This window comes from Chryseobacterium binzhouense (assembly GCF_007474545.1).
In the GTDB taxonomy this organism is placed as follows: Bacteria; Bacteroidota; Bacteroidia; order Flavobacteriales; family Weeksellaceae; genus Chryseobacterium; species Chryseobacterium binzhouense.
Genome location: NZ_VKOG01000005.1, coordinates 167,258 through 182,123, shown reverse-complemented (window position 1 = coordinate 182,123; position 14,866 = coordinate 167,258). Strand labels below are relative to the sequence as shown.

The following is a 14,866-nucleotide window of genomic DNA, read 5'->3' as shown; positions in this document are numbered from 1 at the left end:
CAACAGCAACAGGACTTTCAGCAGGAACTTATACCGTTACGGTAACGGATGCTAATTCTTGTACAACAACAAGAACGGTAACTATTACGCAATCGGCTGCTGTTGGAGCTCCAACTGGAGCTGCTGTTCAAAGTTTCAACGCTGGTGATACTTTAAGTGCTTTAGTTGTGAACGGACAAGGTATCAAATGGTATGCTTCTGCTGCTGATGCTGCAAATCATACAGGTAGTTTACCAATGACAACTCTGATTGTAAATAATACAACCTATTACGCTACACAAACTTCCGGTGGTTGCGAATCAACGGCTTCATTAGCTGTACTCGCTTATAACGCAAGTTTAAGTGTTGGTAATATAATAAAGTCTAATTCATCAATGCAGATTTATCCTAATCCAGTTAGAGAAGTTCTTAACTTCAGTGGTGAGGAAAAAATAATCAAAGTAGTAATTTTCTCGGGTGAGGGAAGAAAGATTACGGAGAAAGCTTTCCAAAAAGGTGAAAGAAGTATTGATGTTCATTCTTTAGTACAGGGAGTATATCTCATTCAGGTTTTCACACAAGATAATACTCAGACATTTAAGTTTATCAAAAAGTAAATTAATGTTCATTTAGATAATAACAGCAGTAATATGATTACTGCTGTTATTTTTTTATATTAATTGTAATAGAAAAGTAATTATTTTAAATTTTGAATAATTATTATTAGAATAAATGAATAGATTGTAGTTGGAATATTATTTTTTATAATAATTATAAATATGCTTTAAATGCTCAATTATCGTAAAATCCCTGAATAAATCACAATGATAAAGTCTTATATTTGAAAGGATAAAAACTAATAACTATGTACAACTTTAAAACCGTTCAGAGAGTCTATGAAACCGCCTAATCAATACTGATACCATCAAACAGTCCTTATTTCGAGCTTAGAAATGTCTTCTTTATTACATGAAGACAGGTTTATTAACACCAAATTTTACAAAAATGATTATCAACAAAATCCTCAACGTCGATGATTATTATTACGACGTGTTCATAGCGATTTCAGAATCCCTCACAGGATTTTCCGTGAACGAACTGCAATCTACAGGCTTAACCGAGATTTATTACCAGTACATTCTCAGCCAGATTGAAACGGCAACTTTTATCGAATTTCTGAATGTTTCTAAAAATGTTCTTGAAAATTCTGAGAACAAGGAACAGCTGAAAAGCACGATTAAAGCTGAAATTATTGCCAATCCTGCAACTCAGGGCATTGCTCAGAGTGTTATCACGCTTTGGTATCTGGGAACCTGGGAAGGTGCTTATGTAAACGACAGATCTTATAAAGAAGGTCTTGTGTGGACGGTAATGCATGCGCATCCGCCGGGAGCAAAACAGCCGGGCTTTAAATCTTGGGAAACAAAACCTGTAAACAGCAACTCATGAATCATACAGAAAAAACACCGCAAAAAAAAGATGTAATCATCGTAGGAACAGGAATTGCCGGTTCTTTGATTGCTAAACTTTTAACAGACCATGTTTTTGATACAGATGCAAAAAAAATGGTTCACCGTACTGAAACGGACGACTCAAAAACCTACAAAGAACTATCAATCTTAATGTATGAAGCCGGATTGGAAGCCGGAATAGAGTTGGATTCTGCAACATCAATGGTTACTTACAACGATTATATCCGTAAGTTCTACATGGAAGAAGCCAAAGTTCCGAATTCACCGTATCCGGATCTGAAACAGGCGCCTTCTCCGAATGTTCTGGATATGCAGCCAATTGTTCAGCCTTTTCCGGATAAGAAAGGATATTTGGTACAGTTTGGTCCGATGCCTTTTGCGAGTGATGCCATTCGTGTAGGAGGCGGAACAACGCTTCACTGGCTCGGAACCACACCCAGAATGCTTCCGAATGATTTCAGACTGAAAGAAAAATACGGCAGAGCCATGGATTGGCCGATTGATTATGATACCCTGAAGCCTTATTACGAAATGGCCGAATTTGAGATCGGTGTTTCCGGAAATGTGGCAGCACAGCAATATCCTATCAATGAAAATATGGAAGAGTATTACGGCAAAGATTATGTGTTTCCGATGGAAGAAATTCCGCAGAGTTACATGGACCATCAGATTATAAAAGGATTGGCGGGAACTTCAGTTCAGGTAAATTCAGAAGAAATTCCGTTAACGATGGTTCCGTCACCGCAGGGAAGAAATTCTACTCCGAATATTGCTTACGGAACCTCTAAATTAATTAAGGCGGAAGCTTCAGAATCAGGATATCAATTATCATTAAGTAATATCGAAAATGAGGAGTACAAAGCTTTAGGATCAGTCTGGAATCCTTATCAGGGAGAACGTTGCGAAGGAAATGCATCATGTGTTCCTATTTGTCCGGTTCAGGCAAAATATAACGCCTTGAAAACACTCAAAAAAGCTTTGTATAAAGTCAATAAAAACCAGAATCTTCAGAGAAACCACAATATCCAGATTCAGGCGCAGAGTGTTGTTTATAAATTGAGTGTAGATGTGGAAGATCAGGAAAAAATCTCTAAAGTTCACATCCGAAGATACATTTCAAGGGAAAAAACAAATTTTGTGGAAGAAGTGATTGATACTAAAAATTCCATTGTCATTCTTGCTGCAAACGCTTTTGAAAATCCTAAAATTCTTTTAAATTCAAAATATACTGTTTGGGAAAACGGACAGAAAGTTGAGAAAACGGCAGCCAACAGAAGCGATCAGGTAGGAAGAAACCTGATGGATCATATGGTAATGCTGACTTGGGGATTATTTCCGGATCCTGTTTATTCTTACCGAGGTCCTGGTTCTACCACCAATATTTCGTCTTTCCGTGACGGAAATTTCAGAAGCGAATTTTCTGCGTGGATTTCTCCTCTCGATAATTGGGGATGGAGCTGGCCCGCTTTTTCTCCCGGATCAGACCTTTCAGAATTCTTAAATGAAGGACTTTTCGGGGAAGATCTGAAACATGCTTTAACGTACAGACTTTCCAGACAGGTGCTTTTCCATTTTGAGATCGAACAGCTTCCGAATCCGAATAACAGAGTAACCATCAACGATCAGTATTTGGATGTATTGGGAATTCCGCATCCCGTGATTAATTATGAACTGACGGAATACGAAATGAAAGCAATGCAGCAGGCAAAACAGGCTTCAGATCAGATGTTTGAAAGATTGGGTATTCAGGATTTTACTCAATATAACGCAACAGACAACAATACTTTTGTCTATGACGGTGTAAGATATTCTTACAACGGAGCAGGGCATATTGTAGGAACTCACAGAATGGGAGATAATCCCGATGATTCTGTAACCAACAGTTATTGCAAATCCTGGGATCATCCGAATTTATACATTGTAGGAGCAGGAAATATGACCACTTTAGGAACTTCTAATCCTACACTTACTTTATCCGCATTTACCATCCGTTCCGTAGAATCTATTTTGAAAGATCTGGAAACAATTTTAAAATAAAAAAAATGAGACAAAGACTTATCAATAAATCAGAACCTCAGGAAAATAATAATCTTCTGAGAAGTTCTTTAGCTAAAAATACCATCGTTGCAGAAGCAATTTCTTTACAGTCGTTATTATTTGATTCAAGCATCAATAAAGAAAACTGGATCGAAGGTCTGAAATATCACAGTAAAACATTAACCAATCTTTTGCTGAATAACCAGATTGAAGAATTTAACGAATATCTGCAGTCTCAGTTTAACGGCGAAATCTCTGAAATGTTTCCTGTGGCAGAACTTTCAAAAACATCTTTTGAAGTTAAAAAAGGATTAACAGAATTAGATTATATTCCTATTTTACAGGATCTTTTGCAGACTGCAATTTTAATAGAACATTCCACCATTCCTCCGTATTTAACGGCTTTGTACTCTATTAAAGACGGTACCAACGTTTTGGCATCACAGATTATCAGAAGTGTTGCGGTAGAAGAAATGCTTCACATGATTATGGTTTGCAACGTGATGAACGCAGTAAGCATTCAGCCTTCGGTGAACAGACCCGAAAATTACCCGACTTATCCGATGAAATTGCCAATGAATGTAGATTTCTATGTAGGTCTGGAAACATTTTCTTCAAACAGTATTGCAACTTTTATTGCCATTGAAAGTCCAAGTAATCCTTTGGTAAAAGCTCCGAAATATGATTATGATGCAGAACCGAATGCTTTACTTTCAAGAAGTGCAGTTCAGGAAAATAATCTGTGGACACTGGAGAATATGAAAGATTTTATGATGCAGAATGTTCATACCATAGGAGAATATTATGATGTTTTATTCTTTTACATTGTTGTTTTTCAGATTGTTGCTTATTATAAAGCCAACGGAAAATTGCCTCAGACTTTTGAAGAATTAAATAAAGGCGGAATTTTTACAGGAGATCCTGCCAAACAGATTCGTCCCGAACAATATTACGGAAGTGGCGGAAAACTACATCCCGTAGAAGCTTTAGAAGGGGTAATTCTTGTTTTTCAGGAAATTAAAGGACAGGGAGAAGGTGCCGATGATTCTATTTTTGATGTAGATGCATCACAGTTTGAAGAAGGGGCAGAATTGGCGCATTATTTCAGATTTAAGGAAATTTTCCATGAGCATTTTTATTTGGAAGGAGATTACACGCCTTTCACCGATGAAAACGGAATGATGTCGGTAACAACGCCGCCTGTCGGAAAACCGCTTCCTGTCGACTGGAACGAAGCATATCCTATGAAGCCAAATCCAAAAATGGCAGATTATCAATCGAATCCGCAGTTATTTCAGCAGGGAAAAGCATTTAATGAAACCTACAAGAAATTGTTGGATGCTATTCAGGCAGCTGTAGAAGGAAATCCCGAAGAACTGGCGAAATCCGTCATGTACATGTACGGTTTGAAAGAGCAGGCAATCGGATTGATGAGTCAGCCATTGGATTCGCAGTATAATGCGGGACCTACTTTTGAATTTCCTTTATAATTAATCAACCAAAAAAACTAATATATCATGTTAAAAAGAAAAAAAGACGGACTGGAACAACACGACGGTCAACTCTTAAGAACCTCAGCAGAAAGTACAAAAGGCTATTTGGCAACGCTTATGGATGGGTATTCCAAACTTTTGATTGATGATCCAGTAAGACCATTTAGAGAAGAAAATTTAGCTGAAATCGCCAATAATGTTGATTATGGAATTTTAGCAGCTCTGGAAGGAACTTGGGTAAGTTACAATGCCAATTACAATCAAAACATTAAAAGACCATCATTAGGAAGCGGAATTCATACGACGATTATGCCTTCTCCGGGAACTGATCAAAATAGAATTCCGGGAAAATTCAGCTTTGATACGGAAGAATATATTGAAAAATTAACTTTCGAAATCGTTCCGGGCGGTGTTCGTAACCGTGGCGGTGCGAGTGAATTGTTCTGTGGTGCGGTAAAATACGATCAGACCATTAAAAGCGTAAATAAAGTTGAAGGAAAACCTGATCTGGAATACGCAGGGATTCACGAAGAAAACGGAATGTATCTTTGGCTGAGTGATGTATACAATTATGCGGCAACCAAAGAAACCATTGAAAAAGACCGCGGAATTCACGCCTTTTCGCAGGAAGATTATCAGAAATACGGTTACAAAGGGGAATACAGAAATGAACCATTGGTTCAGGTAAAAGATGACTTTGGAAATGTGAGCTATATTCTTTTAAGTGAATTAAAAGAAGGTCAGGAATATTTTGAAATTATTCCTGCGCAGGAAATAAAGCCGGGAGACGGCATTACCGGTCCTTATTTTATTCCGGATTATTCGATTTCAAGAAGTGGCGTTATTCCTCACGGAAGCACGATTACCTTATTGGGAGATATTGCACCGAGCGGATCAAATTATTTAATCAGTGGTGCTCCGCAATTTCCTTACGGTGATGCAACATGGCAGCCGGATCATCTTGCGATTTCACCAACAATGGGCGGAGCCGGTGCAAGTGTGGCCAACCCGATCAATCTCGATCAGCCCGCTCCGGCTTGGGTTCATGAGACATTAACTGACGAAAACGATCCCGGTTCAAATAAAATATATACTCAAAGAATTCTAGCGAATGATCTTTATCCTTATTGTGTAAGACCCGATATGCGATTAAGAGATACATTAAGCGGACAGAATGTTGCCAATTATGTTCTGATTCAGATGTCGTCAAAAATGAAAACCGGAGCGCAGGGAGGAATTTTAAATGTTCCTTTTGTTAACCGATTTGTTCCTACTGTTGAAGTAGATTTCAGAATGTGGATAGAAACGGTGATAGAAGATGGAAAAGAAATCCTTCAGCTGCAATATGAGCAGATTATCTTTTTTGAATTTGATTTCGGAAATGATGGTGGTACTACAAGCTGGCCCCACATTCAGGTGAATACGCTTCGTAAGATTGAAGACATTCCTGCAGATCAGAGAAAAATTATTGAAGAGCAGTTTTTCAATGCTCCTTCCGGAATGAGTATGACAACACCTGCTTCTAATGCGGAGCGTACTGTAAGTCCTCCTGCAGGATGTCCGTATCATAAACCTTAATTTTAATTTTAATAATAATTCTACGGTGTTGATGATTAAACACCGTAGTTTTTTTATTATGGATGTTAATTCTTTAAAATTGGCAAAAGCACTTTATTATTAATTATTTTTGATACTGAGCTAACTTCAATAATAGTAGTACTTTATAATGTTTTTTTAAATTAGATGTGGTATGCAGTAATTTGATTTTGAATGTAGTATAGGCTTTGGTGGCACATGCTTTGCGTATTTAAGAGTATGACACCAACCAAAAATTCACAAAATACAGACCTTGATCTGGAAGTGCGCCATGCTTTCAAGGAATTTGTAGATGATACACTTTTTCCTTGTGTGGCAGCCAAAGCTGCACTCAACAGAGATCAGATGCACATTTTTGTTGCAGGTCATTTAGCTTGTCCAAAAGATGATCAAGATATCTTGGACTTTATTTATAAATTTATAGATGAATATAGAGCATCACAACAAGATTTTCATACTGTCTGTGTAATTTTTCCTGAAACACACCCAATCAATGAAGAAAGTTTTGACCGTTTACTATGGAACAGATTACAGGCATTGTCTGATCTTGATGTACTGAAGTATCCTTACGACCGACGGGTAGATACTGATCCTTCATCACCGCAATTCAGTTTCAGTTTAGGAGAAGAGGCGTTTTTTATCATAGGTCTTTTCCCGGGAAGCAGCAGAGAAGCAAGAAGATTCCGGTATCCGACCATTGTATTCAATCCTCATGCTCAGTTTGAAAAGCTCAGATCATTAAAGAGATATGATAAGATGAAAAATATTGTCCGTAAGAGAGATGTTGAGCTAAGTGGTACTATTAATCCGATGCTTAATGATTTTGGTGATGATTCTGAAGCCTATCAATACAGCGGTATGAGATACGACAAAAACTGGGAATGTCCATATAAATATAATAATCAATGAATACAATTTCGCCACGAAGCGGCACGGCATTTATCCTTAAAAAAGGAGAAAAACTTAAAATAACAGATATAGAAGGAGAACAGGTTTCCGACTTTATCTGTTTTAATCTGAATGATATCAAAGAATATCTGTCGTCTGGAAGAACAATAGATTATGCAGAAACTATCTTTCTTACTAAAGGAGATCCTTTCTATTCAAACAGGAGTAACATTATGTTTAATATTCTGGAAGATACAGTAGGTCGTCATGATTTTTTGCTGACTCCATGCAGTGCAGATACGTTTCGTATCATTTATGGACACGAAAATCCACACCGTGGCTGTTTTGGCAATCTTTGTGAAGCGCTGAAACCGTACGGCATTGAACCGGATGCTATTCCTATCTGTTTTAATGTTTTTATGAATGTAACGGTTGATGGCGAAAGCGGTAAAATAAGTGTGCTGCCTCCTAAAAGTGGGGCAGGAGATTATATAATCATTGAGGCAGAAATGGATCTGATTATAGGAATGACAGCCTGTTCGGCAGAAATGTCTAATAATTATTCTTTCAAACCGATTGGCTACACAGTTATATGAAGTTTTCTTTTTTAATTAAAGTTTAAAATTGTTAAAAAAAAACGCTGTAAACATTGATGTTTACAGCGTTTTAGCTTATTTTGGTTTCCCAACTGGCGGAGAGTGAGGGATTTTGTGCCCATTCCTCATCGCTTTATGGATAAGATTTTCGCTGTAACATATCTGTGAATGGCCTTAAATAGGACATTTGCAAAAAAGTGGTAAAATCCTAATTTAAATTTTACGTAGTAAAACTAAAAATTTTTGCTGAAATCTGCAAGTAAAAAGACCAAAATTTGAACAAGTTTTTTAGAGTTTAAGCCAAGAACTTACTCCTTCTCTTTGCGCCTTAAATTTCTCAGTTGAAATATTTTTAAAAGAAAACGAAGAAAAAAAATCTAAAAAAAAGAAAAAAAGAAAGCCTTTTGAAAATGAGCATGGCATTCTGTCAAGGTTTTTCGGAAAAAGTTTTTGCGTAGATTTTATACGTAAAAACTTTTTCTGAAAATCCGTAGGACTTGACCTTGACAGAATTTAGCTGTTGGACTGGGAAGCGAATTATTTTTGGTTTCTGTTTTTATTTTTAACCATACCGTAATTCACATTAATAATAAGTTTACAAATATTTCTTAAGCTTTATGGCTATAGAAAATAAGATTTTATAATTACGGATTATCGTAAACAAATTCAGATCATTCATTATATATTGCAAGCTAATAGATTAAACTTAGATTTCACGAAATTGTAAGATGAAATTTTGATTAATCCTATGTCATAAATTAAAAATTATAAAATTTGATTTTTAGATATATGGTAAACGATTAAGAAAATATAATAAGGTAAAATGAGTATATTTGATACTATCTGATTTTAATAAAATGTCTACATCTCAAAATTATATATATCTTGATAATGCTTCAACTACGAAGGTTGATGATGAAGTGATAAGGGAAATAATTCCATATCTCTCAGAACTTTATGGAAATAGTTCAAGTGCTCATTCTTTGGGAATTGAAATTAATAAAAAAATTGTAAGGGCGAGGGAAAATGTTGCTAAATTATTTAATTCAGAACCAAAAGAAATTACGTTTACATCCGGAGCGACCGAAGCAATTAATACTATTTTAAAAGGTGTAGTTACTTCAAATAGAACAAAACGATCACAAGTTATCACAGTTAAAACTGAACATTCTGCAATACTTGACACCTGTAAATATTTGGAAGAAATAGGTTTTGATGTTGTTTACTTACCTGTTCTCGAATCTGGATTAATAGACTTAAATGAATTAAAAAAAGTAATTTCAGAAAAAACACTTTTAGTTTCTGTTATGTTAGTAAATAATGAAACTGGTGTAATACAGCCTATAAAAGAAATTACAAAAATAGCACATCAGTTTGGAGCTTTAATGATGACGGATGCAACACAGGCAGTTGGTAAAATTCCAATTGATGTGAAAGATTTAAACATAGATTATTTCGTTTTTTCAGGACATAAGTTTTATGCGCCAAAAGGAATAGGTGGATATTATCAAAATTCCAAAACAATAAACTTTCAGCCACTGGTACACGGAGGAGGACAGGAAAAAGGAAAAAGAAGCGGTACATTAAATATTCCTGGAGTAATTGGAGTAGGCAAAAGCTGTGAAATATGTATAAATGAAATAGAAAGGAATAAGTCTTCGGTACAAGAGCTGCGAGATTTATTGGAAAATGAACTATTGACCATTGAAGGAGCATTCGTGAATGGAGATCGAGAGAATAGAATCTACAATATCTCGAATATTTGCTTTCCTAATATAGAAGCTGACATACTCATCAAAATGCTTGATAACATTTGCGTATCAAATGGCTCCGCCTGTCATTCTGAACTAATAGAGCCTTCACACGTTCTTACAGCAATGGGATTAAGTAATAAAAATGCTTTTTCGAGTATAAGATTCAGCCTAAGTAAATACAATACCGAAAGTGAAATTCTTTACACGATTAAAAAAGTTAAAGAAATTATTTCTCAACTAAAAACTTCTAACTATGCCTGATATTTCTACAGAAGACCTTTTTAAACTTTTATATTTTAGTCCTACTGAAGAGGAAGTTGAAGAGGTAATTAAACAAAATCCTAATGTATTCAAAGATGAAAACTGGTTTCCTTTAGGCGGAAACGAAAATATGTTTGGTATCGTCCGAAATCAACAATCAAGTCCTATTGCCGCATTGGTAGAAAAGGTAACCAACTCTATTGATGCGATTCTGACCAAAAAATGCTTAGAGAAAGGAGTTGCTCCTGATTCTGATGAAGCTCCTAAGTCAATGGAAGAGGCTATCAATCTATTTTATCCGGATTATAAAAACTGGGATTTAAAACAGAATAGGCGTAAACAATCTGAAGAAATACAGATTTTAGCAGATGGCCCTCCTCGTAATACTTCTGTGATTATATATGACAATGGTGAAGGACAGCATCCTGAGAAATTTGAAGATACATTTCTCTCTTTAGTAAGAGGAAATAAAATTAATATTCAGTTTGTTCAGGGTAAGTATAATATGGGAGGAAGCGGTGCTTTGGTATTTTGTGGAAAAAGAAGATTTCAATTGATTGCATCCAAAAGATATGATAATACAGGCAATTTTGGCTTTACTTTAATTCGTCAAAGAAAAATTAGTGAATCTGGAACCAACAGAAGATCAAGTCATTTTGAATATTTAAAAATAAATAATCAAATTCCTAATTTTCCTATAACAGATTTAGATTTAAGACTTCAAGGAAGAAGTTTTATAACAGGAAGTATCATAAAAATGTACTCCTATCAATTTCCGATAGGTTATTCAGGCTTTGCTCAAGATTTAAATCAAAGTCTGAATGAATTTTTATTTGAACCTGTACTCCCTCTTTTAACCGTTGATAGAAAAGAAAGATACCCTAATAATAAGGTTTTAGAATTAGATCTGTTTGGTTTAAAAAGAAGATTAGAAGAGGCACAAAGTGATTATATAGATACCTATTTTTCTGAAGAATATGTCGATGAATTATTCGGTAGGGCTAAAGTAACCTGCTATGTCTTTAAGCCTAAAACAGAAAAACACGATGTTAAAAAGAGCAGAGAAATTATAAGAAGCAGGTTTTTTAAAAATAATATGTCTGTTATGTTTTCCATTAACGGACAGGTACACGGCAGTTATACAACTGAATTTATATCCAGAACTCTTAAACTCAATCTTCTTAAAGATTATCTTCTGATTCACGTGGATTGTACTGAAATGGATCCTGACTTTAGAGAAGAGTTATTTATGGCTTCTAGAGATCGTCTCAAAGATGGACCTGAAGCAAATGCATTGAGAGAATATTTGGGCAAGAAATTAAGGAAGAGTGAATTAGACGAAATTAATCGGAAACGTAAGGAAAGTATTGGATTAGAGAATGAAGATACTACTGAACTTATAAAATCATTTGCGAAAAATTTACCTAAAAACAGTGATCTATTTAAATTGCTGCAAAATACTTTAAAACTAGAGGAGAAAAAGGAAGAAAAAAAGGATAGAAAGCCTGCTTCTCAAAAACCTAAAACAGAGGTAAAGCCATTTTTGCCACAGCGATTTCCATCGTTATTTCAATTACATAACAAAAAAGAAGGAATCAATATTATCTCATTGCCTAAAAATGGAGAAAGAACGATTAAATTTGATACAGATGTAGCAAATGATTATTTTGATCGTTCCGAGGATTCCGGTGATTTAGAAATCAGCGTTTTACAGATAAAAAGAAATGAAACTTCCGGAGGGACGGAACCTGGAACAAAAAAGGAAGTTTCAGGAGTATTAAATATTGCTAAGAGCAGCCCTAATCAGGGAACCATAAAACTAACACTAGAGCCTACAGAAGAATTAAATGTTGGCGATGAAATTGAAATACAAGCTTCTCTTACTGCCCCAGGACAAGTTTTTCAGGAAATAATACTTGTGAAAATCACTGACAAAGAAGCTCCAAATCAAAAAGTACCTCAAGAGGAAGATGATGAAGATTACATTGGATTACCGAAACTTCATAAAGTGAAAGAAGAAAATTGGAGTTCCCTAGAAGAAAATGGAATTGAAATGGGACACAATATCGTAATGTATCCGGTTTCAGAAGGTGACCAATTGCAGGAAATATTCATTAATTTGGATAGTTCCGTATTCTTGAATCACCGTTCTAAATTAAAAGGAGAAGATCAAATTCTTACCGCCGAGAGAAAATATATTTCATCCGTTTATTTTCATACTTTATTTCTTTATATAGTAACCATCAGAGCATTGTTGGAGAACTTCTTCAGTCCCTTTAAATTCTTATTTCTTATACTCAAACTCGTTTTGAGTTTTGATGTAGTTCTTTGTTGTATTATAAAGACTTAGTGATAAGGTAAGAACCGCAATAGTTGAAATAACTTTAGATTTTTTAATGCTTCCATAGATGTACTTTTGGTAAATTTATAACAACTTTAGATATCTTGGAAATCTTATGACCTCCTTTTTACGGTTTTCCGTAATAATTTAACCCAAACCTTTTGTATATTTGATTTAATACGAAAACCATGAAAGTTAAACACGAATTTATTTATGTCCTAAAGGATAAAGCAAGAAGTGATAAGTATAAAACAGTCAAATCCAGAATGTCTGCAAAAGAAGCTTTCCTTAAGACAGAGAAGGAATTCCGACGATTGAATTCTATTGTAAATAAAAACAAAGTTTTGGATACTACTATCGGGAATAGTATATTTGATAAATTACGAGGAGAAATTACAGATTCTGAAATAGATGTATACGCCAAGAATCATTTTGCTGCTGCATTTTATAGTTTCTTAGATATTAAAGAGAAAATGAGTAAAGAAGGAAATTTTAATCATATTGGAATAAAAAAATATGGATTCTTAATTAATGAACTACTGTATGATATCGTAATTTTTGCAAATCATATTGGAAGGAAAGTCGATCCAAATTATACCCTTATAGTTAGTGGCAAAGCCAATATAGATGATTCTAGATGGCATTTTTTAGGAACATTTCAATTGATGTATTACAGTATTTTTAATGATAAGAGATTGGATAATAAATTTGCATTTATTATATCTCCCGTAGCTTTGAGACAAACTATTGAATTAAAATTGAATAGAATTGTCGGGCTTGGTGATATATTTGATAATAACGGCGAGAAGATTTTTACAAAGCATAATTTTATTTTTAGTTTTATTAAAAAAAATAGGTCTTTATTCGATTTTAAAATAGAAATGAAAATTGTTCAAAAGATTTTTGAGTTCTGTAATGACAGCGTTCATAAAGGTATTATGCCTTATTTTTGGCAAATGTTTTATGCAATAAAATTTTGCGACGATTTGTTTTATGATCCAAATTATAAAACTTCTAAATCCATAAATATAAACAGTGCAGTAAAAATTCTTGATTATCCTCATAAAATCAAAACTAGAACACGAAATTAGAAGACAGTTTCCACCACCAAAATTTGATGTTGAAATACAATGGATAAAACCTGAAGCCCAAATTATAACTCCGCCATCGCAGTAGAATCTAGAAATTTTATCCTTTTTTGATATATATCAGAAAGTAGCGGATATTTAACAAAGCTGTGTGAGAAAACATATGAAGGTACTTAAATATGAATAGATAATCTTAGGATTGTATATATCTAGGTACACTTTCTAAAATTTTACGAAAGAAATAAGTAACCTGTGAGATATGAAGGATTTATTCGCCATAATAAATGAACATCATGATGTTTTATATGAAAATAGAGACGAATTGGATAAGAAGTAACCGAATTATAAAAACTAAAAACCAAAAACTATGAGTGATATTTTATATTACCCTTACATCAATGTACCTGACAACAATTGGACAGTAAGAACTCTTCTTTACTACAAAGATATTGCAGCGATTGTACCGCAAGAATATTTCTGGAATCCCGAGCAACATTATGATCCATTTATGATGGAACTTGTCAGGATGTCATTAATTGTACCTGTAAATCCTGTCGAGGTGTTTGATAATCCTTGGGAGGTTACGAAACCCTTCGTAAATGAGATTGAGAAGCATAAAAGCTCACTCGAAAAAGCGCAGGAACGATTCAGTAAATTGCAAAGAAATTTGGTGCATTCACAGAAGTTTTCTTCTGCCCGCATACATGGTGATAAATTTGACGATGAGGTATTTTATAGTCTTACTAATTTAGGCCTTGCGAGTCGTTCAGAAGGGAACTGGTATGAGGTAGAGACTAAAACAGCAGACCAATTAATGAAATTTGTGGCCACTATGATTGGTGCTAAAACAAATAGAATTCCTACAACTGATGAGTTAAGACCAAGGTTTTACACTAGCAAAAATCTTAAAAACCAGAAAAAAAGGGAAACTATTTTAGAAAGTTTAATTCCACTTCCACACGATATAAAACTTGATAAAATGCTGCGATTCAAAGAGAAGCATGGTGATTTGTTAGAGGCTTTTACTAATAGAGTTGAGCTCCTTGTGCTTGATCCCAACGTTAAAGAAGGAACTGATTTATTTAACGAAAAGATTAGAGAACTGGTGATTAGAAAAGGTGAGTTGACCGCAAAAATGAACGAGAGCCAAATAGGAAATATTATATTTGGTTCTATCTGTGGTTTTATCAATGGCGCTCAGGCTTTCGCAGCTTCAGGTAATTTAAAATCTATGCTTTGGGGTCTACCGGGATTTGCTAATGCGATATACTCAGCATTGAAAATTGAAAAAGCAGAAAATGTTTTTGATCAAACTGGGATGAAGTATCTTGCGTTAGTTGATAAGAAATTAAGATAGGTAA

11 protein-coding genes are annotated in these 14,866 nt (G+C 34.7%); all 11 read left to right on the top strand.

The window, feature by feature from the left end:
* Positions 1–596, top strand: a 596-nt coding sequence (locus tag FNE73_RS13595; protein WP_143885119.1) for a T9SS type A sorting domain-containing protein, incomplete at its 5' end; no start/stop codon positions are given.
* A 388-nt stretch (positions 597–984) separates the two neighbouring features.
* Entirely contained in the window at positions 985–1,428 is a 444-nt protein-coding gene (locus FNE73_RS13590; protein ID WP_185147349.1) for a hypothetical protein, read from the top strand.
* Entirely contained in the window at positions 1,425–3,488 is a 2,064-nt protein-coding gene (locus tag FNE73_RS13585; RefSeq protein ID WP_143885117.1) for a GMC oxidoreductase, read from the top strand. The genes FNE73_RS13590 and FNE73_RS13585 overlap by 4 nt, the downstream gene beginning before the upstream one ends.
* 5 nt (positions 3,489–3,493) lie before the next feature.
* Positions 3,494–4,978 carry a ferritin-like domain-containing protein gene (locus FNE73_RS13580; protein WP_143885116.1) on the top strand — a complete coding sequence of 495 codons (1,485 nt, stop codon included), beginning with the start codon at positions 3,494–3,496 and terminating at the stop codon, positions 4,976–4,978.
* A 27-nt stretch (positions 4,979–5,005) separates the two neighbouring features.
* Positions 5,006–6,559: a peroxidase, FMP-type gene (locus FNE73_RS13575; RefSeq protein WP_228430111.1), complete on the top strand. Its 1,554-nt coding sequence runs from the start codon at positions 5,006–5,008 to the stop codon at positions 6,557–6,559.
* 237 nt (positions 6,560–6,796) lie between these two features.
* Positions 6,797–7,486 (top strand): guanitoxin biosynthesis heme-dependent pre-guanitoxin N-hydroxylase GntA, encoded by a 690-nt coding sequence (gntA, locus tag FNE73_RS13570; RefSeq protein ID WP_185147348.1) that lies wholly within the window; start codon positions 6,797–6,799, stop codon positions 7,484–7,486.
* Positions 7,483–8,061, top strand: coding sequence for a DUF1989 domain-containing protein (locus FNE73_RS13565; protein ID WP_143885114.1), 579 nt, complete (start codon positions 7,483–7,485; stop codon positions 8,059–8,061). The genes gntA and FNE73_RS13565 overlap by 4 nt, the downstream gene beginning before the upstream one ends.
* A gap of 857 nt (positions 8,062–8,918) precedes the next feature.
* Positions 8,919–10,076, top strand: a complete 1,158-nt coding sequence (locus tag FNE73_RS13560; protein ID WP_143885113.1) for a cysteine desulfurase family protein — start codon at positions 8,919–8,921, stop codon at positions 10,074–10,076.
* A complete protein-coding gene (locus FNE73_RS13555) occupies positions 10,069–12,426 on the top strand; it encodes a hypothetical protein (RefSeq protein ID WP_143885112.1) in 2,358 nt (785 codons plus the stop codon). The genes FNE73_RS13560 and FNE73_RS13555 overlap by 8 nt, the downstream gene beginning before the upstream one ends.
* Positions 12,427–12,605: 179 nt before the next feature.
* Positions 12,606–13,508 carry a hypothetical protein gene (locus tag FNE73_RS13550; RefSeq protein WP_143885111.1) on the top strand — a complete coding sequence of 301 codons (903 nt, stop codon included), beginning with the start codon at positions 12,606–12,608 and terminating at the stop codon, positions 13,506–13,508.
* Positions 13,509–13,872: 364 nt separating this feature from the next.
* A complete protein-coding gene (locus FNE73_RS13545) occupies positions 13,873–14,862 on the top strand; it encodes a kinase (RefSeq protein ID WP_143885110.1) in 990 nt (329 codons plus the stop codon).
* The last annotated feature ends 4 nt before the right edge of the window (positions 14,863–14,866 follow it).

Bases quoted from the DNA above. Each gene is read 5' to 3' on its own strand.
- FNE73_RS13565 (WP_143885114.1), top strand. From the start codon at position 7,483: ATGAATACAATTTCGCCACGAAGCGGCACGGCATTTATCCTTAAAAAA.
- gntA (WP_185147348.1), top strand. From the start codon at position 6,797: ATGACACCAACCAAAAATTCACAAAATACAGACCTTGATCTGGAAGTG.
- FNE73_RS13575 (WP_228430111.1), top strand. From the start codon at position 5,006: ATGTTAAAAAGAAAAAAAGACGGACTGGAACAACACGACGGTCAACTC.
- FNE73_RS13590 (WP_185147349.1), top strand. From the start codon at position 985: ATGATTATCAACAAAATCCTCAACGTCGATGATTATTATTACGACGTG.
- FNE73_RS13580 (WP_143885116.1), top strand. From the start codon at position 3,494: ATGAGACAAAGACTTATCAATAAATCAGAACCTCAGGAAAATAATAAT.
- FNE73_RS13555 (WP_143885112.1), top strand. From the start codon at position 10,069: ATGCCTGATATTTCTACAGAAGACCTTTTTAAACTTTTATATTTTAGT.
- FNE73_RS13550 (WP_143885111.1), top strand. From the start codon at position 12,606: ATGAAAGTTAAACACGAATTTATTTATGTCCTAAAGGATAAAGCAAGA.
- FNE73_RS13560 (WP_143885113.1), top strand. From the start codon at position 8,919: ATGTCTACATCTCAAAATTATATATATCTTGATAATGCTTCAACTACG.
- FNE73_RS13545 (WP_143885110.1), top strand. From the start codon at position 13,873: ATGAGTGATATTTTATATTACCCTTACATCAATGTACCTGACAACAAT.
- FNE73_RS13585 (WP_143885117.1), top strand. From the start codon at position 1,425: ATGAATCATACAGAAAAAACACCGCAAAAAAAAGATGTAATCATCGTA.